This is a genomic window from Xanthomonas arboricola pv. juglandis (assembly GCF_001013475.1).
GTDB lineage: Bacteria > Pseudomonadota > Gammaproteobacteria > Xanthomonadales > Xanthomonadaceae > Xanthomonas > Xanthomonas arboricola.
The window spans coordinates 329712-348539 of record NZ_JZEF01000006.1 but is presented as its reverse complement, the minus strand read 5'-3'; the positions used below and the strand labels follow the sequence as shown (position 1 = coordinate 348539).

At 67.2% G+C, this 18828-nt stretch carries 21 protein-coding genes and 1 tRNA gene; 14 read left to right on the top strand and 8 right to left on the bottom strand.

Annotated features, from left to right (window positions below):
* Positions 1-81 precede the first annotated feature (81 nt).
* Positions 82-1269: a DUF1501 domain-containing protein gene (locus XARJCFBP2528_RS20755; protein WP_026064388.1), complete on the top strand. Its 1188-nt coding sequence runs from the start codon at positions 82-84 to the stop codon at positions 1267-1269.
* 157 nt (positions 1270-1426) lie between these two features.
* On the opposite strand, the gene XARJCFBP2528_RS20750 is transcribed toward XARJCFBP2528_RS20755, so the two are convergent.
* Positions 1427-2182 carry a M90 family metallopeptidase gene (locus XARJCFBP2528_RS20750; RefSeq protein WP_016902778.1) on the bottom strand — a complete coding sequence of 252 codons (756 nt, stop codon included), beginning with the start codon at positions 2180-2182 and terminating at the stop codon, positions 1427-1429.
* Positions 2183-2190: 8 nt separating this feature from the next.
* The gene (locus tag XARJCFBP2528_RS20745) at positions 2191-2505 is read right to left on the bottom strand and encodes a hypothetical protein (RefSeq protein ID WP_016902777.1); all 315 of its coding nucleotides are present in this window, start codon (positions 2503-2505) and stop codon (positions 2191-2193) included.
* A 40-nt stretch (positions 2506-2545) separates the two neighbouring features.
* Here XARJCFBP2528_RS20745 and birA point away from each other — a divergent pair, with 40 nt between their 5' ends.
* The 4 genes from birA to XARJCFBP2528_RS20725 all read left to right on the top strand — a co-directional run bounded on the left by birA (position 2546) and on the right by XARJCFBP2528_RS20725 (position 5478).
* The gene (gene birA, locus XARJCFBP2528_RS20740; protein ID WP_308409838.1) at positions 2546-3559 is read left to right on the top strand and encodes a bifunctional biotin--[acetyl-CoA-carboxylase] ligase/biotin operon repressor BirA; all 1014 of its coding nucleotides are present in this window, start codon (positions 2546-2548) and stop codon (positions 3557-3559) included.
* A complete protein-coding gene (locus tag XARJCFBP2528_RS20735; protein ID WP_016902775.1) occupies positions 3556-4284 on the top strand; it encodes a type III pantothenate kinase in 729 nt (242 codons plus the stop codon). The genes birA and XARJCFBP2528_RS20735 overlap by 4 nt, the downstream gene beginning before the upstream one ends.
* A gap of 153 nt (positions 4285-4437) precedes the next feature.
* A complete protein-coding gene (locus tag XARJCFBP2528_RS20730) occupies positions 4438-5370 on the top strand; it encodes an SPOR domain-containing protein (RefSeq protein WP_047125045.1) in 933 nt (310 codons plus the stop codon).
* Between the two features lie 32 nt (positions 5371-5402).
* Positions 5403-5478 (top strand) — tRNA-Thr (locus XARJCFBP2528_RS20725).
* 175 nt (positions 5479-5653) lie between these two features.
* Here the strand turns inward: XARJCFBP2528_RS20725 and tmk are convergent.
* From tmk to XARJCFBP2528_RS20700, 5 genes are all read right to left on the bottom strand, one after another.
* Complete coding sequence (gene tmk / locus XARJCFBP2528_RS20720) at positions 5654-6331, bottom strand: dTMP kinase (RefSeq protein ID WP_016904521.1); 678 nt, start codon at positions 6329-6331, stop codon at positions 5654-5656.
* Between the two features lie 506 nt (positions 6332-6837).
* Positions 6838-7380: a GTP-binding protein gene (locus XARJCFBP2528_RS20715; RefSeq protein WP_016904520.1), complete on the bottom strand. Its 543-nt coding sequence runs from the start codon at positions 7378-7380 to the stop codon at positions 6838-6840.
* Entirely contained in the window at positions 7377-8294 is a 918-nt protein-coding gene (locus tag XARJCFBP2528_RS20710) for a hypothetical protein (RefSeq protein WP_026064824.1), read from the bottom strand. The genes XARJCFBP2528_RS20715 and XARJCFBP2528_RS20710 overlap by 4 nt, the downstream gene beginning before the upstream one ends.
* A gap of 94 nt (positions 8295-8388) precedes the next feature.
* A complete protein-coding gene (locus XARJCFBP2528_RS20705; protein ID WP_016904518.1) occupies positions 8389-8748 on the bottom strand; it encodes a roadblock/LC7 domain-containing protein in 360 nt (119 codons plus the stop codon).
* Positions 8749-8811: 63 nt separating this feature from the next.
* The gene (locus XARJCFBP2528_RS20700) at positions 8812-9264 is read right to left on the bottom strand and encodes a roadblock/LC7 domain-containing protein (protein ID WP_016904517.1); all 453 of its coding nucleotides are present in this window, start codon (positions 9262-9264) and stop codon (positions 8812-8814) included.
* A 478-nt stretch (positions 9265-9742) separates the two neighbouring features.
* On the opposite strand from XARJCFBP2528_RS20700, the gene rocF reads away from it, so the two are divergent.
* From rocF to XARJCFBP2528_RS20665, 7 genes are all read left to right on the top strand, one after another.
* On the top strand, positions 9743-10666 hold the full coding sequence (gene rocF / locus XARJCFBP2528_RS20695) for an arginase (RefSeq protein ID WP_026064823.1): 924 nt from the start codon (positions 9743-9745) through the stop codon (positions 10664-10666).
* Positions 10667-10775: 109 nt separating this feature from the next.
* On the top strand, positions 10776-10928 hold the full coding sequence (locus XARJCFBP2528_RS20690) for an entericidin A/B family lipoprotein (RefSeq protein WP_006451340.1): 153 nt from the start codon (positions 10776-10778) through the stop codon (positions 10926-10928).
* Between the two features lie 82 nt (positions 10929-11010).
* Positions 11011-11145, top strand: coding sequence for an entericidin A/B family lipoprotein (locus XARJCFBP2528_RS20685; protein WP_016904515.1), 135 nt, complete (start codon positions 11011-11013; stop codon positions 11143-11145).
* Between the two features lie 249 nt (positions 11146-11394).
* Positions 11395-11604 carry a CsbD family protein gene (locus tag XARJCFBP2528_RS20680; protein ID WP_016904514.1) on the top strand — a complete coding sequence of 70 codons (210 nt, stop codon included), beginning with the start codon at positions 11395-11397 and terminating at the stop codon, positions 11602-11604.
* Positions 11605-11785: 181 nt separating this feature from the next.
* The gene (locus XARJCFBP2528_RS20675) at positions 11786-13075 is read left to right on the top strand and encodes a tryptophan--tRNA ligase (protein WP_016904513.1); all 1290 of its coding nucleotides are present in this window, start codon (positions 11786-11788) and stop codon (positions 13073-13075) included.
* A gap of 57 nt (positions 13076-13132) precedes the next feature.
* Positions 13133-14077, top strand: coding sequence for an MBL fold metallo-hydrolase (locus tag XARJCFBP2528_RS20670; RefSeq protein WP_016904512.1), 945 nt, complete (start codon positions 13133-13135; stop codon positions 14075-14077).
* Positions 14078-14652: 575 nt separating this feature from the next.
* Positions 14653-16305: a M28 family metallopeptidase gene (locus XARJCFBP2528_RS20665; protein ID WP_016905019.1), complete on the top strand. Its 1653-nt coding sequence runs from the start codon at positions 14653-14655 to the stop codon at positions 16303-16305.
* Between the two features lie 124 nt (positions 16306-16429).
* On the opposite strand, the gene XARJCFBP2528_RS20660 is transcribed toward XARJCFBP2528_RS20665, so the two are convergent.
* Positions 16430-16846, bottom strand: a complete 417-nt coding sequence (locus XARJCFBP2528_RS20660) for a Rap1a/Tai family immunity protein (RefSeq protein ID WP_026064938.1) — start codon at positions 16844-16846, stop codon at positions 16430-16432.
* A gap of 86 nt (positions 16847-16932) precedes the next feature.
* Here XARJCFBP2528_RS20660 and yedA point away from each other — a divergent pair, with 86 nt between their 5' ends.
* On the top strand, positions 16933-17829 hold the full coding sequence (gene yedA / locus XARJCFBP2528_RS20655) for a drug/metabolite exporter YedA (protein ID WP_024939056.1): 897 nt from the start codon (positions 16933-16935) through the stop codon (positions 17827-17829).
* Complete coding sequence (gene rarD / locus XARJCFBP2528_RS20650) at positions 17826-18737, top strand: EamA family transporter RarD (RefSeq protein WP_016902633.1); 912 nt, start codon at positions 17826-17828, stop codon at positions 18735-18737. The genes yedA and rarD overlap by 4 nt, the downstream gene beginning before the upstream one ends.
* The last annotated feature ends 91 nt before the right edge of the window (positions 18738-18828 follow it).

Sequence of the window (18828 nt, the reverse complement as noted above, 5' to 3'; positions counted from 1 at the left end):
GAGGCTCGCCGATTCGACGGTTGCCGATTCAAACCTGCTGTTTCAACGTTCGACCAGCGATCACCGCCACAGGAGCGCGCCATGCAACGACGTCAATTTCTGCTTGCCTCTGCAGCGGCGGCAAGTCTGCCCTGGAGCGGTCGCCTGTTTGCTGCGCCACGCGACAGCGCGCGCATGCTGGTGGTATTTCTGCGCGGCGGCTACGACAGCAATAATCTGCTGGTACCGCATGCCAGCGATTTTTATTATCAGGCGCGTCCGACCCTGGCGATCGCGCGGCCGGATGCGGCCAACCCGAACAGTGCCGTTGCGCTGGATACGCAATGGGGTCTCAACCCGGTGATGCGCGATGCGCTGCTGCCGCTATGGCAACGCCGGCAGCTGGCGTTCGTGCCGTTTGCCGGTACCGACGATCTGTCGCGCAGTCACTTCGAAACCCAGGACGATATCGAATCCGGTCAGGCCGGCCGGCAGCGCCGCGATTATCGTTCCGGCTTCATGGCGCGCCTGTCGGGTGTGCTCAGCGGAGTGCCGGCGATTGCCTTCACCGATTCCTTACCGCTGACCTTCCAAGGCGGCGGGGATTTGCCCAATGTGTCGTTGCGGGGCATCGGCAAGGGCGGTCTGGATGCGCGTCAGGCACAGATCCTGTCGCAAATGTACGACGCAACCCCGCTGGCGGCCGCTGCGCGCGAGGGACTGGCACTGCGTCAGCAGGTCACCGCGCAGCTGCGCGAAGAGATGGAGCAGGCCGGTCGCGGCGCCGCCAGCGCGCGCACCTTCGCCGACGAAACCCGGCGCATGGCAAGCCTGATGCGCGAGCGATATCGGCTGGGTTTTGTCGATGTCGGCGGTTGGGACACGCACGCCAATCAGGGCAGTGTCGAAGGTGGGCTGGCGAACAATCTGCGCAATCTGGGCGAAGGGCTGGCGGCGTACGCCGACGCCCTCGGACCGGCATGGAAGGACACCGTGGTGGTGGTGCTGTCCGAGTTTGGCCGCACCTTCCGCGAGAACGGCAGCAAGGGCACCGATCACGGGCACGGCACCACCTATTGGGTGCTGGGTGGCAGCGTGCGCGGCGGCCGGATCGCCGGCGAGCAGGTAGAAGTTGCGCAGGCGCAGCTGCTGCAGAACCGCGATTATCCGGTGCTCACCAATTACCGCAGCCTGTTCGGCGGTGTACTGAGCCGGTTGTGGGGATTGTCGCCTGCGCAGCTGGAACGGGTGTTCCCCGGTGCCAGGCCGCGCGATCTTGGGTTGGTGTGAATGCCTGGCAATGCGCGAGCGATGTCGATCCGTCCCGCGTGTGGCCGCGTGCGGCATCGCGCATTGGTGTGCTCAGTCGGTTGAACGCCTGCGATTGATGCGCGCGACAGCGTTGCACGACGACAGCCCCGACGCATGCAGACATGTCACCCCACCATCAGCGCTGCGCTGACGCCGCAAACGGCGATGGTCCATAAAAACGCGTCAGCTGTGCAGCGACATCCGGCATGACGCGCGCCAGCAGCTGTGGCGCGGAGAAGTGGTATTCGCTTACGACCGCGAAGAATTCTTCCGGCGCCTCGGCGGCATACGGGTCGATCTCGGTGTCTTCGCCCGCATCGACGCGTTGGCAGAGCGTATCGAAGGCGCGCTGGAAATCGCGTGCCCAGGCACGCTGCGCAGCGCGCGGCAGCGGCGGGGTGCCGTCGAGCGCGCCATCGAGTGCATCGAGCTTGTGCGCCATCTCATGCACGATCACGTTGAAGCCGGCCTGCGGGTCGTCCAGGTCGGCCTGTACGTCGGCCCAGCTGACGATCAGCGGGCCTTGTTCCCAGGCCTCGCCAATCAGGGTGTCGTCCCAGGCATGCATCACCCCTGCCGCATCCACATGCGTGCGTTGCACGCGGAATGCGTCCGGGTAGACGATCAGCTGCGACCAGCCACGCCAGCCGGCCGCGCCGATGTTCAGCAGCGGCAGGCAACACATGGCAGCCAGCAGAACGTGATCGTGCGGTTGCAGCTGCAGCCCATCGAGCGGGGAAATGGTTTTTTGCCGCAGGAACTGCGCGGTCAGTGCACGCAGACGGTGCTGGCGGGGCAGATCGAGCGCAGCGACCCAGGCGCAGCGGCGGCTGACCGGCAGCCATAAGGCATCAGGAATATCGGCCGGCGGCCGGCGCAGCCGGCGCAACAACCACTGGATCAGCGGAACATGCCCGGCAGGAAGCTATGCCAGCGCGGCATCGTGCGCATGCGGGGGAACAGTCCGTCGCCGTCACTGCCACCGCCGCCGGTGGCCGGCGCGGGCTTGTGCGCGGGAGCACGTGCCGGGGTTGCCGGCTCGCCGTTGGGGGTTCTGCCGCGTGCCGCCGAGTTGCTGCTGACGCAGCTCTCATGATCGCCATCGGCCAGCTGGTCCGATGCCAGCGCGGCAAGCGGAGCCAACAACAGGAGCAGGCAAACCGTGATTCGGCGCATCGTCCACATCCAGGGCAAGCGGCGTGAGTCGCCGATCATAACGTGCTTTTCACTCCCTCACGCAAGCCAGGCTGGGCGGGTGCGGACGCTTGGCGCATACTTTCGCGGATCGATTTGGGGACTTGCCGTGGATGACCGCGCCTTGCTGGCCAAACTTGCGAGCGGCCGGCTATCCGGCGATGCGTTGGCGCGCGATGCCGGGCTGACCCGTGCGGCGGTGTGGAAGCGGATCCAGAATCTGCGCGCGGCCGGGGTCGAGATCGAAGGGCGGGCCGGGGACGGCTACCGCCTGGCGGCGCCGCTGGACCTGCTGGACGACGTGCGCATTCGTGCGGCGATGGCGGCCGATGCGCTGACAGGCCTGGCTGCGCTGGAGGTCGCCTGGACGCTGGAATCCACCAATACCAGCTTGCTGGCGCGCCCGGCGCCGGCGCAGGGCGTGGCGGTGCTGCTGGCCGAGCGGCAGACCGGCGGGCGCGGCCGGCGTGGGCGTCAATGGACCTCGCCACTGGGTGCGCACATCTATCTGTCGGCCTCGCGCCGTTTCAGCGGCGGATTGGGCCAGCTGGCCGGGCTCAGCCTGGCCGTGGGTGTGGCGGTGGCCGAGGCCCTGCGTGATTGCGGCTTTGCCGATGTCGGGTTGAAGTGGCCCAACGATCTGCTGGCGCGCGAGCGCAAGCTGGGCGGCCTGCTGATCGAAGGCGGCGGCGAAATGGCCGGCAACGCGCGCGCGGTGATCGGGCTGGGTTTGAACGTGCATATGCCGGCGGCAGCGGCCGCTGCGATCGACCAGCCGTGGGTGGATCTGGATACGCTGGCCGGCCGCGCGGTGTCGCGCGATACCGTGGTGGCTGCAGTGTTGTCGGCGCTGCTGCCGGCGCTGGAGCTGTTCGAGGTGCAGGGGCTGGCCCCGTTCCTGGGCCGCTATGCGGCCCTGGACGTCCTGAGCGGCCGCGCGGTGCAGGTCGAGGAGGCCGGCACCCGGCATCACGGCATTGCGCTTGGCCTGGCGGCCGACGGCGCATTGCGGGTGCAACTGGGCGAGACGGTGCGGCTGTTCCACTCCGGAGAAGTGAGCGTGAGACCTGCATGAGCGAGTGGTTGTTCGACCTGGGAAATTCGCGGTTCAAGTACGCACCGCTGCAGGGCGACCGCGCCGGCGATGTGCAGGCCTGGCCGCACGGTGCCGAGGCGATGGATGCGGCCGCGTTGTCGGCCTTGCCCACCGGGCGCATCGCGCACGTGGCCAGCGTGGCTGCGCCGGCGTTGACGCAGCGCATGCTCGGCTGCCTGCGCGAGCGTTTCGAACAGGTGCGCATCGTGCGGACTGCGGCCGAATGCGCCGGCATCCGCATCGCCTACGCAGACCCGGGCCGCTTTGGGGTCGATCGCTTCCTGGCGCTGCTGGGCGCATGCGGCGACGCACCGGTGCTGGTGGCTGGCGTGGGTACCGCGTTGACCATCGATGTACTCGGCGCCGATGGGAGGCACCACGGCGGCCGCATCGCCGCCTCGCCGACCACCATGCGCGAGGCGCTGCATGCGCGCGCGGTGCAGTTGCCGGCCAGTGGCGGGACCTATGTCGAGCTGGCCGACGACACCGACGACGCGCTGACCTCCGGCTGCGATGGCGCGGCGGTGGCGCTGATCGAGCGTAGCCTGCAGCACGCGCAACGCAGTCTGGGCGTGCCGGTGCGGCTGCTGGTGCACGGGGGCGGCGCGCCGCCGCTGCTGCCGTTGTTGCCCGATGCCAGCTTCCGCGCTGCGCTGGTGCTGGATGGGCTGGCGACCTGGGCGAGGTCTGCGTCGGCGCCTTGAACGGCGAGCCATGCGATCGTGCGGCCACGCGGCGGGTGCCGCCGGCAGACGGAATCGATCGGCAGCGCTCGTACACTGCGCCCACTGCCTGGCGTGGGCAGCAAGCCGACCAGCGCTCGCCGGTTGTGACTGCCCGCGCTTAGAATCCATCGCATGTATGTCCGCGCACTCATCGTCGTCCTGATCGTCCTCAATGCCGGTGTGGCCCTGTGGTGGGCGTTGCAGCCGGCACCGGCAGCAGTGGCGGCACCGCCGCAGCCGGCCGGTGTGGCGCGCCTGGAAGTGCTGCCGAGCACTGCGGCAGCATCGCCAGCAGCGCCAGGCGAGGCGAGCGAGGCAGGCATGGGCCCGGCAGCTGCTGGCGCCGCACCATCGGATGCACCTGCACCTGCACCTGCACCTGCACCTGCACCGACACCGACACCGGCATCGACTGAGACACCGGCATCGACTGAGACACCGACGGCACCCACGGCGGCGTCTTCTTCGACTGCTGCGGCCGCCGCGAAGGTGGTCGCAACGTCGCAGACATCGGCACAGGTTCCACCACCAGCCAAGGTCGCTCCAACACCGAACGAGGTTGCGGCAGCGGCGATCAAACCATCGCCAGCGGTACCTACTCCCGCCGCTGCGCCGGAGCGCTGCGCCAGCCTGGGGCCGTATGCGGCGCGCGCCGATGCCGATGCCGCGCTGGCACGCCTGCGTGGCCAGGCCGCGCGTACCCGCGTGCGCGAGGACAAGGACGCCGGGGTCAGTACGTTCCGGGTGATGCTGCCCAATGTCGGCGATCGTGCGGCGGCGCAGGCCTTGGTCAAGCGCATCGCCGCCGCCGGCATGGGCGACTATTACGTGATTGCCCAGGGCGAGGACAACAGCATCGCGCTGGGGCAGTACCAGAGTCGCGAGCGTGCCGAGCGCCGTCAGGCCAGCCTGGTCGGTGCGGGGTTTCCGGCGCAGTTGCTGCCCAGCGGCACCGGGCAATCGCGCTGGTGGATCGATGTGCGCAGCACGGCCGCGATCGGCACATTGCAAGGCACCGCCGGTGCGGCGCGTCAGCGGTCGCTAGATTGCGCCGCGCTGCGCTAGAATGCGCACCGGCGCGCAACGCGCCTGCCTTTGCCGGCATAGCTCAGTTGGTAGAGCAACCGCCTTGTAAGCGGTAGGTCCCCAGTTCGAATCCGGGTGCCGGCACCACGAAGGTTCTTGGTTCAACCTGTAGACGCACGGGGCGCATGCAATTGACTGCGCTGTGGGTCATCGTCTCCAGGCCGCGTCTTGCTCGGTTTGATCGGCCGAAAACAGCTATCTGCCCGCAGCCGGCGAATCACAGCGCGCCAGTCGCTGTTGCCTGCGCGCAGGCAACAGCGACTCAGGCCGGGCGACCGGCCGATAGCAGTTCCAGCGTGGCCTGGTCGGCATCGGTGGCGTCGACGCGCAGGCGTTCGGCCAGTGCGGCGACGACGATGGCATGGGCCTGGCGGAGCACGCTGTCCGCATCGGCGCTGGCGTCCACGACGTGCTTCCCCGGTAACTGCAGCTGGGCAAAGATGCTGCGGCAGCGTTCCAGGTTGTCCTGGGTTTCGAAGTGATTGGGTGCATCGCCGCGGGCGCGGATACGCGCCAGGCCGGTGGGTGGGGGCAGGTCGAGCAGCAGCAACACGTCCGGGCGCGGCGCGAAGGCGTTGCGCTCCAGCAGATCGTCCAGCGGCAGGCCGGCGGCGCCCTGGTAGGCGACCATCGAGGGGAAATAGCGGTCCAGGATCACGATGTCGCCGCGTGCCAGCGCCGGTGCGATCAGGGTGTCCACGTGTTCGTGGCGGTCGCGGATCAGCAGCTCGGCTTCTTCGTCGGCGCTGAGGCGGCCGGTGGCGGCGGACTGGCGCAGCTGGGTGCCCCAGGGGCCATTGGTCGGCTCCTTGCTCAGCACGACGCGCGCGCCGGCCGCTTCCAGTGTTGTGGCCAGGCTGCGGGCGAGGGTGGTCTTGCCGGCGCCGTCGATGCCTTCGATCGCGATCAGCAGACCGCCGGGCTTCAGTTCGATTGTCATCGCGCTACTTTATCCGATCGTGGTGCTGGATCAGCACCACGATCGGCGTGGAAGTCGCCCTGCAGCGGCCGATCCTGGCGCATCGCATCTCCGCTGCGCGTCACCGATGGCACCGCCGCTGCCGCGCGTCGGTGCCTGTGCGAGATGGCTTGACGACCGTTCTATCCAACGCAGTGCCGGGCGCGCACAACAATCGCATCACGATCGCCGGGTGCAGGCGCGACTGGCTGCGCTATTGCTTATGCCGTATGACCGGTATGTCCTGCGCGATGTCGGGAACGTCCCGATGCCCTGGCTTTTGATCGCGCGCCATACTGAACAAGTCAGGCAAAGCGCTCGAATGTATGACGTTCGCGTCGCGTGTCTGGCATCAAGGAAGATGGACGCGTCGCCGCCACCCTAGAGGCGGCATCCCCCGCGTGACGCCCGATCAGGCACCGTCGTGACCGGATTCCTTGTTTTGCTCGTTCGCCGACCACGTCGGCATGCGCCACGCGCACGGCCGCTCAGCTGGTCGCCGAGGTATAGCGATAGGACAGCAGCGACTTCACCAGGAACGTGATCTGGGTGGCCGAGCGCGCGTCCACGCGCATGACCGGGATGCGGAAGCCTTCGGCTACCAGCGCATCGCGGAACGGCGGCAGCAAAAAGTCCTGCATTTCGTCGGTCATGGTGATGCCCACCGCCAGGCTTGCCGCAGGTGCGATCTGCGAAAACTCGCGCAGCAAGGCCACGGTGGCATCGCGCATCTGCGGATCGCGCGCGCTGACCAGCACGATCACGCCCAACGCGCCGTCGCACACCAGCGGCCACATGAAATCCAGGTATTTCTGCCCGGGCACGCCGTAGACGTGCAGCAACTCGCCGTCTTCCAGCTCGATTGAGCTGTAGTCCAGTGCGACCGTGGTGTAGGTCTTGTCGCCGTAGGCATCCTGGCTGAGCGGCATCTCGGTGCTGACCGGCTCCACGTCGGAGATGGCACGCACGGCGGTGGTCTTGCCGGCGCCCATGCCGCCAACGAACACCAGTTTGTTGGCCGGAAGACTCATGACTGCGCCTGAAAGAGAGAGAGGCCAAAGCGACGTGCGACCCAGGAGAAAAACCGGGAGTTGCTGCTGTCCGGACGGGGCTGCGTTGCAGGCACGGGAATCTCCGCAGTCTGGGCAAGGCCACTGGCGAGTGCAGCGGCGAACAGGCATTCCACCGTTTGCAGCGGCAGCTTGCAAGCATTGGCCAGCGCCTGCGGGCGCCACGGGCGCGCATGCAGGTGGGCAATGGCAAGCAGCTGCGCCGGCGAACTGGTCTCGGCGCTCAGCTCCGGCCATTGCCGCAACCGCAGCGCATGGCCGGGTTCGACCGCCGGCAGCGCGGGGCGCAGGTGCTCGGGCAAGGCGAAATACAGCGCTTCGAAGGAAATACGTTGGCTCAGTGCGCTATCGGCAGTGTCCGGCGCAATCTGCCAGCCGGGGCGGTCCAGGGCTGCCAGCAGCTCGGTCAAGGCGATGCCGGCGGGCAACTGCACGCAGCTGTTGGCCGGGTCCACGCGCACCTGCAGGTGCGCGTTGCGCAACAGCACCGCAGCGGTGCCGAATTCGCCGCGGCAATGGCGGACCAGCAAGGCCGGCTCGGCGACCTGCGCATGATCGGAGGACGACAGCAACAGGCGCATCTGCTCGTTGAGTTCGCGCACGGTGGCACCGTGCTTGAGCCATGCGCCGCCGACCGGTGTCCGCGACACCACCAGCACGCGCACGGGTTGCCCCTGCAAGGCCTGCCAGGCGGCCAGGCCATCGGGGCTTTCCAGCCCCAGCACCACCACCTCGGCGGCGTGTTGCGGCCATTGCCCCAACTGCACGTCGATGCGCTCGGCCAGCAGCAACGAACACGCCAGTTTCAGGCGCGTGGTGTGCAGCAGGTCCAGGCCGGCCGTGGCGACCCGCATGGTGTGAATGGGTGAGGTCATGACAGGGCGCCGCGTCGGCGCGTAGCAAGTGCGGTGCCTGCCGGTGCGCACCGGCAGGCGGGGCAGGCGACGCGTGCGCGCCGCCTGGTTGGCATCAACCGAAGTCCAGGGTCTTCTCGAACGCCTTGAGCTCGTGACGGGCCATGGCCAGATTGGCCTTGGCGCGATCCAGCACGACGTACAGGAACAAGGTGCCGTTGCTCTCCAGCGGGCGCAGCAGGTGGTATTGACGCGCCAGGGTGATCAGGATGTCTTCGATGGTGTCGTTGAGGCCGAGCTGCTCGGCAATACGGCGCTTGGCACGCACCACTTCGGTATTGCCGGCCGCGGCAAGTTCCAGGTTGAGATCGGTGCCGCCGGTCATGCCCAGCGCCATGCCGCTGTCGCTATCGACCAGGGCAGCGCCGACGAAGCCGGCGATCGAATGCAGGTGTTCCAGGTTGAGTTTTGACACGGGTCGTCCTTACGAGCGGTGAGAAATCAGTGCACTGGCACAAGCACGAACAGTGCCAAACGCTCAGTTGGCCGGCTGCGCCAGTGCAGTTGCCAGGCGGCCGGCGCAGTCGCGTGCGTTGAACAGCAGCGCCGCGGCGTTGAGGTCGCTGCCGCCCACCGCGGTGAGCGTCAGCGGTTTGTCGGCGCGAATGCGGATCAGCACCAGCTGCCCGCCACGCGTACTGATGGTGGCGTAGTCGGCTTCGCTCAGACTGGATTCGCGTGCCAGGGTCTCGCCCAGGGTCAGGAACGAATTGGCCATCGCTGCCAGCCGGCGGCCGTCCACATCCAGGCTGGATTGTTCGGCGATGGCACGCCCGTCGGCAGTGGACAGCATCAGCAGACGGATGCCCGGCTCGCGCTCGATGGTCTGCGCGAACTCGCGCCCGATGCGCTGCAGATCGTATTGGTGCGACGCCCGCGCGACCTCGCCCACGGCAGCCTTGACGACCTGGTTGACGGCGTTATGCGGCATGAAATCCTCCCGTGTACGAAACGCACTGCGCGATGAAAGGCCTTGCCGATGACACCGGGTCCCGCGCTGGCGGGCGAACAGTAGCATCGGCACCTTCCGTCATCGTCATAGCACCCTCAATGTCTTAACTGTGCGGTCAGACAAGCACATTCCGCAAAACGCAGATACGCCACAAACTGCCCAACCACGTCACTTCAAGCAGCCATCAGACCGCGTTTGCCGCCGCCAAGCGGGCGCGGCCGATGCACTGCCAGTGCTCCGGCCGAACTGCAGCGCGCCTGTACTGCGGCGTTGCGCCTGCCGTCCGTACCGGTCCGACGATTACCCGCTACGCAGTATCGGCCGCACTTTGGATTGCTGCAGTGGCAAATGCGATTGCGTGATCGGTGACGCAGGCCGGGCGCCGTGCTGCGCTGCCGCGCGTCAGTGCGCGAGCCGGCGACTAGACTGCAGCGCTTTCTCGATGCTGGAGCAATGCATGGCGACGCAGTACCTGCCGGTTTCCCTGATTGGCGTTCCCACCGACATCGGTGCCGGCCACCGTGGTGCGCGGATGGGGCCGGAGGCGTTGCGCATCGCCGGGCTGCAGGAGGCCTTGATCGGCCGTGGCGTGGAGGTGCACGACCTGGGCAACCTGGACGGCCCGCGCAATCCCTGGCAAGCCCCGCAGGCCGGCTACCGGCATCTGGACGAGGTGGTCGCCTGGAACCAGGCGCTGATGGAGGCCAGCTATGCGCAGCTGCGCGCCGGCCGCATGCCGATCATGCTCGGTGGCGACCACTGCCTGGGCATCGGCTCGATCACCGCGGTGGCCAAGTACTGCCGCGAGCAGCAACGCCCGCTGCGGGTGCTGTGGCTGGATGCGCACTCGGACTTCAATACCAGCGAGGTGACGCCGTCGGGCAACGTCCACGGCATGCCGGTGGCCTGCCTGTGCGGGCTGGGCCCGCAGGCGTTGACGCATCTGGGCGGCAGCGCACCGGCGTTGCTGCCCGAGCAGGTGCGGCAGATCGGCATCCGCTCGGTGGACCCGGAGGAGAAGCGCCTGATCAAGCAGCACCGCATCGATGTCTACGACATGCGCTACATCGACGAGGCCGGCATGAAGCGCACCATGGAGACCGCCCTGCAGGGCATGAGCGAGGACACCCATCTGCATGTGAGCTTCGACGTGGATTTCCTGGACCCGAGCATCGCACCGGGCGTGGGCACCACCGTGCCGGGTGGGCCCAACTACCGCGAGGCGCAGCTGGTGATGGAGATGATCGCCGACACCGGGCGCATGGGGTCGCTGGATATCGTCGAGCTCAATCCGGTCCTGGACAACCGCAACGCCACCGCCGAGCTGGCGGTGGATCTGGTCGAGAGCCTGTTTGGCAAGTCGACACTGATGCGAGATTGATCGATCGCTGAACGCAGCACGCCGCGTTCACATCAAATCCACGGCCGCGCAGTCAGATTTGTCGCCAGACACGGTGCGTCTGCACCGAACGCAGAACTGAGGAAGACCGATGAAGCGACTGCTGACACTGATGGTACTGGGCCTGTTTTCGGCCGGCGTGATGACTGGCTGCAACACCATGGCCGGCGCTGGCAAGGACATGCAGGGTGCAGGTGAGAAGGTCGAAAAGAAGGCCGACAATTGCAGCGACGGTAAGTGCTGATCCTTGCGTTTTGTTTGAACCCTAGTTGTTTGATTTGATTGATCTGCGGCAAGCCGCCGCTTTACCCACGAAGGAGTCTGTTATGAAGCGTGCAATTGTGCTGCTGGTGCTGTCGGTGTTGTCGGTCGGTATGCTGTCGGGTTGCAACACCGTCGCAGGTGCCGGCAAGGACGTGCAGGGCGCTGGCGAGAAGGTGGAAGACGCTGCGCGCAAGTAATCTAGCGCTGCATGCAGAAAAAACGGGCCGCAAGGCCCGTTTTTTTTGCCTGATGCCTTGCGCAGGCAGGGCAGTGCGGCGACGCATCTGGGCATGCGACAGTGCAGCCATGCGTAGAACTGCGCGGCAAGCGTAGGCAACCGTTCAGTGCGGTGAGTGCGGATTTGACGGCTTTTGATCTGCGGCGAACGGCGCCGTGGGCAACCTGCGTAGACGGTCAATCGCGGCCGCATCAGCGGAGTCGACGCAATGAACACTGACATCATTTCCGGCAAGTGGACCCAGCTCAAGGGCAAGGCGCAGGCCAAGTGGGGCGACCTCACCGACGACGATTTCAAGGTTGCCGAGGGCAATGCCGAATATCTGCAGGGCAAGCTCCAGGAGCGCTACGGCTGGGACCGCGACCGCGCCCAGACCGAGGTGCGCGCCTTCGAAAAGTCGTTGCGCGACGACACCTGACGGTGCCGCGCAACCGCGCCCACCCGCCGTGGTGAGCGCAACTGCACAGGACGGGCCGCTCGATGCGGCCCGTTTTGCTTCTGCCGCCGGTGCCGGCAGCGGCAGGCGCGAGGCACCGCCGCGGTCATGCCAGGGGCACGGAACCGCTAAACTTGCGTGCTGACTCCCTGGCCTTACGCAGATGACCACTCGCGTCCTTACCGGCATCACCACTTCCGGCACCCCGCATCTGGGCAATTACGTCGGCGCGATCCGCCCGGCCATCCAGGCCAGTACGGCTGCCGATGCGGAAAGCTTCTACTTCCTGGCCGACCTGCACAGCCTTATCAAGGCGCAGGACCCGGCGCGGACGCAGCGCTCCACGCTGGAGATCGCCGCCAGCTGGCTGGCCTGCGGCCTGGACCCGGAAACGGTGTGGTTCTATCGCCAGTCCGATGTGCCGGAGACCACCGAGTTGCTGTGGCTGCTGACCTGCGTGGCCGGCAAGGGCATCCTCAACCGCGCGCATGCCTACAAGGCAGCGGTGGACAAGAATCGCGCAGACGGCGAAGACGAGGACGCGGGCGTGACCGCCGGCTTGTTCATGTATCCGGTGTTGATGGCCGCAGACATCCTGATCTTCAACGCGCACAAGGTGCCGGTGGGGCGCGACCAGATCCAGCATATCGAGATGGCGCGCGATTTCGCCCAGCGTTTCAACCACGTGTACGGCCGTGACTTCTTCAACTTGCCCGAGGCGGTGATCGACGAGCAGGTCTCGACCTTGCCGGGTCTGGACGGCCGCAAGATGAGCAAGAGTTACGGCAACACGATTCCGCTGTTCGCACCGCGCGAGGAACTGCGCAAGCTGGTGTTCTCCATCCTCACCGATTCGCGCGCGCCGGGCGAGGCCAAGGACACCCAGGGGTCGGCATTGTTCCAGCTGTACCAGGCCTTCGCCACTCCGCAGGAAACGGCGGCCTTTGCGCAGGATTTTGCCGATGGCATCGGCTGGGGCGATGCCAAGCAGCAGCTGTTCGAGCGTATCGACCAGGAGATCGCACCGCTGCGCACGCGTTACGAGGCGCTGATGGCCGAGCCGGCAAAGATCGAGGCAATTCTGCGCGCCGGCGGCGCACGTCTGCGCGCGCGCTACGCCACGCCGTTTTTGGCCGAGCTGCGTGCTGCGGTGGGGCTGCGCGATCTGTCCAGTCAGGGCGATGCGGCTGTGACGCCGGTGGGCGAGAAGAGCGCGCCGCCGGTGTTCAAGCAATACCGCGAGAGCGACGGGCAGTTCTATTTCAAGTTGACCGATGGCGCCGGTGCGTTGCTGCTGCAGAGCGATGGCTTCGCCTCGCCACGCGATGCGGGCCAGCTGATTGCGCGGCTGAAGCAGGCCGAGCAGGGCAGCGACCTGCAATTGCCGGGCGTGCAAGCGCAGGTGGAGGCGGCGGTGATCCTGGCGGCGCTGCGCGTGTTGCGCGAGGCGTAACGACACCCGTGGAGCCGGTGGCTAGACTGTGGCCTCTCGCATAGCCGTGGGGGAGCAATGACAGCGACTGCCGATTCCAGCATCCACACCATCGACACCGGCTTTGGCGGTGTGCAGTTCGATGCGGCGTACCTGATCGTCGAGGCGCAACGTGGCGCCTTCGTCGATTGCGGCACTGCACTGTCGGTACCGCAGATGCTGGCCGCATTGCAGTCGGCCGGGCTGACGCCGGCGCAGGTGGACTGGCTGATCCTGACCCACGTGCATCTGGATCACGCCGGCGGAGCGGGTGCCTTGCTGCAGCATCTGCCCAATGCGCGGGTGCTGGTGCATCCGCGCGGCGCACCGCACATGATCGATCCCACCCGGCTGATCGCCGGGGCCACGGCGGTGTACGGCGCGGCGGAAATGGCGCGCAGTTACGGCGCGATCGTGCCGGTGCCGGCCGAGCGCGTGGTGGAAGCGGCGGACGGACAGACCGTGATGCTGGGCGAGCGCGCGCTGCGCGCCATCGAGACGCCGGGCCACGCACGCCATCATCTGTGCGTGTGGGATGCGCGCAGCCGCAGCTGGTTCACTGGCGACACCTTCGGCCTGTCGTATCGCCGGCTCGATAGCGCGCAAGGCGCCTTCATCCTGCCGACCTCCTCGCCGGTGCAGTTCGAACCGGAGGCGATGCTGCACTCGATCGCGCGGCTGATGGAGACCGCGCCGCAGGCGATGTATCTCACCCATTACGGCCGGGTGGAATCGCCGGCGCCACTGGCGCAGGCATTGGTCGAGCAGATCCATGCGATGACCGCCATCGCGCTGGACTGCGCGCAGGATGCGGACCGCCATCGCTGCATGGTGGCGGCGCTGACTGACCTGTATCTGCAGCGCGCCCGCCTGCACGGCTGCCGGCTGGACGATGCACGCGTGGCGCAGCTACTGGGCACCGATATCGAACTCAACGCGCAGGGCCTGGCGTGCTGGCTGGATCGCGCGACGCGCACCAATTAGCGCCACTGGAGTGGGTAACACCCCACTAGAACGCTGCAGCGAGTCGTCGCGTGGTTCGGCAACAGTCAAAAGCCGCGTCAGTCGAGCACGCGGTGCCCTCACCGCTTGCGTGACACGCCGTAAATCCGTCCGTGGAGGCGCGGTGGCGGCATCCATGCCGCCACACGGCCCCCGCAATCGGCGAGTACATCGCACCAGACAGTTGGTCGGCTGCTTTTGAAAGCTTGTTGCTCGGCTAGCGGTAGTAGCTGAGACGTTTTAAGGGCAGCTCTAAAAACCCCCGATCCTTGGCATCATAGTGCCAAAGCAATCGAGATTTCGAACCGTAGCCGCGTCTAGGCGCGAAAAGAGTCTCGGTTCAAAAAACCCAGTGAGTCGAAAGCGCGATGCCATCACCACGCGCATGACATTCCGTACACCCCCATGCAGCTCCGTGACCGCATCCATGCAGCCCAAGAGGCCTGCTAGAAAGGAAGACATCGCGTTTGCCAACGCGGCTCAAAGCACTCCCGTGGCGGCCGCGCGCTTGTAAACTGTGTGTCATCTATCTGTTGCAAGGCCATGCCGTGAATCCGATGCGCATCCTGTTGTTGTCCGCCTGCCTGTTCGTGGGGGGCGTGGCGCAGGCCGCCAACGATCTGCCCGGTGGCGGCATCGATGCCGAAGCGTTGTCGCGGCATGTGCGCCTGCTGGCCTCGGACGAGTTCGAGGGCCGTGCGCCGGCTAGTGCCGGCGAGCAGCGCACGGTCGATTACCTGGTCGAGCAGTTCAAGGCTGGCGGCCTGCAGCCGGGTGGCGAGCAGGGCAGTTGGACCCAGGCGGTGCCGTTGGTACGCGCCCAGGTCGATGGCCCGGTGCGCGCCAGCCTGCGTGTCGGCGGCAAGAGCCAGACGCTGGTCAACGGTACCGATGTGACCCTGCAGAGCCTGCGTCCACAGGACGCGGTGCGCTTGAAGCATGCGCCGCTGGTGTTCGTGGGCTACGGCATCAGCGCACCGGAGCGGCAGTGGGACGACTACAAGGGCGTGGACCTGCGCGGCAAGATCGCGGTGGTGCTGATCAACGATGCCGACTTCGAATCCAGCCAGCCTGGCGCCTTCGATGGCAAGGCGGTGACCTACTACGGCCGCTGGACCTACAAGTACGAAGAGGCCGCGCGTCGTGGTGCCGCCGGCGTGTTGATCGTGCACGAGACCGCGCCGGCCGCGTACGGCTGGGCGACGGTGCAGAGTTCGGGCCTGTCGCCGTTGTTCGATATCGAACGCAGCGATGCCGATGCGAAGGCGCAGCATGTGCCGGTGCGTGGCTGGATGCAGCAGGCGTTGGCGGTGTCGCTGTTCCAGCGCGCCGGGCTGGATTTTGCGCAGGCCAAGCAGCGCGCGCAGCAGCGCGACTTCGCCCCGATGGCGTTGGGCGATGCGACGCTGTCGGTGGACTTCAAGCTCAAGCGCGAGCGCGTGGTCACGCACAACGTGGTGGCCAAGCTCACCGGCAGCCAGCATCCGGACGAGACGGTGATCTTCTCCGCGCACTGGGATGCGTTCGGCGTGGGCAAGGCCGATGCCGGCGGCGACACGGTGCGGCGTGGCGCGGTGGACAACGCCACCGGCGTGGCCAGCGTGCTGGAACTGGCGCGCGTGTTCGCGGCCGGCCCCAAGCCGCAACGCACGCTGTATTTCATCGCGTTGACGGCGGAAGAGAAGGGCCTGCTCGGCGCCAACTATTACGCCGCGCATCCGCTGGCGCCGCTGGACAAGACCGTGGCGGTACTCAACATGGAGATGTTCAGCCCCGATGGCCCCACCCGCGATATCGCCTCGTGGGGACGCGGACGGGTGTCGCTGGAAGGTGATTTGGAAACTGCGGCCAAGGCGCGCGGCCGCAGCTATTCGCCGGACCCGAATCTGGAAGCGGGCTTCTTCTACCGCGCCGACCATTTCGCCTTTGCGCGCATGGGCGTGCCGGCGATCACCGCCGGTCCCGGGCTGGACATGCTCGACGGCGGCGTGGCGGCCGGCAAGGCGCTGCGCGACAAGTATTTTGCCGAGTGCTATCACCAGCCCTGCGATCGCTGGACCCCGCAGTGGGATGCCAGCGGCCACGCGGCCGACACCACCCTGGTCTACGACGTCGGCGTGGCGCTGGCCAACGGCCGGCAGTGGCCGAGCTGGCAGGACGGTTCGGAGTTCAAGGCGATCCGCGCCAGCAGCGACGCCGCGCGCAAGTAGGAGCAGCGGTGTGCAAACGCCTGCTGCTTTCGAGCCCGGGCGTCGGGCGATCGGCGAGGCGAACGTCAGTGCATCGGGATATTGCGTGGCGGTTGGTCGAGCCGGCTTGCGGCGACCGCGCCGCCTATTTGCGGCACGGGTAGCGCTTGGCCAACGCCTGCACGATCAACGCAGGTGCGGCCTCGTCCAGGCGCGCATCGGGTAGCGCGCCGATATCGCTGATGATCGCCTGCATATCCGGCGGGCCACTCTTGCCGGCCGGCATGCACCATTGCGTGCGGTAACTGCTGCTGGCGACGCCGAGCAGATAGGCGCCGGCGCGGTTTGCCGAGAGCATGACCTTGAGCTCGGTTTGTTCGGGCGCGATCTCCGGCGCCAACGAACCGTCCAGCCCGGCCTCGAGGAGTTTGCGCCCGCTGGGCTCCCAGGGTTCGGGCACGCGTGCCAATGCGCTGGCCGACAGCACGGTCAGGGCGGCCAAGATCAACCAGGGGACGCGACGCTGCATATGCACTCCGGGCCGGGGATCAGTGCGCACCATACCGCGGCAGGCGCCCGAGAGGCGTACGACGTTGGCGTGGGCAGGTGATCTAGAATTGAAGCTTCCGCTGTATTTGGCAATCTTCGATGTCCTCTTCACACGATGCTGTGGCGCCTGCGCGCAGCGGCCTGGTCGTTGTCGCGTTGTTGCTGGTCTATGTGGTCTGGGGCTCGACCTATCTGGCGATCCGCTTTGCGTTGGAAGGTGGTGCGCTGCCGCTGACCATGGTGTCCGGGGCGCGCTTCATCGTGGCCGGCACGGTGCTGTATGCGGTGCTGCGCTGGCGCGGTGTGGCTGCGCCGACGCGCGCGCAATGGAAGAACGTGGCGATGATGGGCGCGGCCCTGTTGCTGCTGGGTAACGGCATGGTGGTGCTGGCCGAGCGCAGCGTGTCGTCCGGCCTGGCTGCCACCTCGGTGGCATCGGTGCCGCTGTGGATGGCCTTGTTCGGCGCCTTGCGCGGGCAGCACGCCAGCCGTGGCGAATGGCTGGGTATCGTGATCGGCTTTCTGGGCGTGGTCTGGCTCAATGCCGGCAGCAGCCTGACCGCCACGCCGGGCGGGCTGGTGTTGTTGCTGATCGCGCCGATCGGCTGGGCCTTCGGCTCGGTGTGGTCGCGCGGACGCGACCTGCCGTCCCCGTTCATGACTGCCGCCGGGCAGATGCTGTGCGGCGGCGTGTTGCTGGTCAGCACCGGCCTGCTGATCGGCGAGCGCCCACAGAGCCTGCCGACCTCGCAGGGGCTGCTGGCCGTGGCCTACCTATGCGTGTTCGGCTCGATCGTGGCGTTTACCGCCTACGTGTGGCTGCTGCATCACGTGCGCCCGGCGTTGGCCGGCAGCTACGCCTACGTCAACCCGGTGATCGCGGTGGCGTTGGGTGCGTGGCTGGGGCATGAGCGTTTCAGCGCGCACGACATCGGCGCGATGGCGGTGATCCTGTCCGGCGTGCTGGTGGTGACCCTGGCCAAGGCCCGGCGATGACGGCGGTCTCGCCGACCGAGGCGCGTCGCGGGCTGTTGATCACCGCATCGACCTTCGTGATCTGGGGCCTGGTGCCGCTGTACTGGCATCTGCTCAAGGCGGTGCCGTCGCTGCAGATCATCGCGCACCGCATCGTCTGGAGCGCGCTGCTGGTGGTGGCGTGGTTGCTGGCAACATCGGGCCTGCGCTGGTGGCGCGCCATCGCCGCGCAGCCGCACGCACTGTGGATGCTGGCAGGCAGCAGCGTGGCGATTGCGTTCAACTGGGGCCTGTATATCTGGGCGATCAACGCCGGGCACGTGATCGAGGCCAGCCTGGGCTATTTCATCAATCCGCTGCTGAGCGTGTTGCTGGGCGTGCTGGTGCTGAAGGAACGCCTGCAGCGCATCCAGTGGGCGGCGGTGGTGTGTGCGGCGGTGGGCGTGCTGTGGCTGACCCTGGATGCCGGTGCGCCGCCGCGGATCGCGCTGGGGCTGGCGTTCTCGTTCGGTGCCTACGGCCTGCTGCGCAAGCTGGTGGCGGTGGATCCGGTGGCCGGGCTGGGTGTGGAAAGCGTGTACCTGTTCGTGCCGGCGCTGCTGCTGGCGGGCTGGGGCGAGCAGGGCCATGGCGGCGCCTTCCTGAGCGGCTGGGACCTGCGTACCGATCTGCTGCTGATCTTGGGCGGCGTGCTGACCGCGGTGCCGCTGATCGGGTTTGCGTATGGCGTGCGGCGGATTCCGCTGTCGCTGGTGGGCATCCTGCAATACATCGCGCCGAGCCTGCAGTTGCTGCTGGGCGTGTGGTTCTTCCACGAGCCGTTCGATCAGGGGCGCGCGATCGGATTTGCCGCGATCTGGGTGGGGCTGCTGCTGTTCGTCGGCGATAGCCTGTGGCGGCAGCGGCGGCCGGTGGTGGTGACGCCTTAAGCATCGGCCGCTGCGCGATCCGGGCAATCGCGCAGCGGCTGCGTTGCGCGGTGGGCAGCAGCGCGGTGCGCGCTTCGACAAGCCCGCTGTT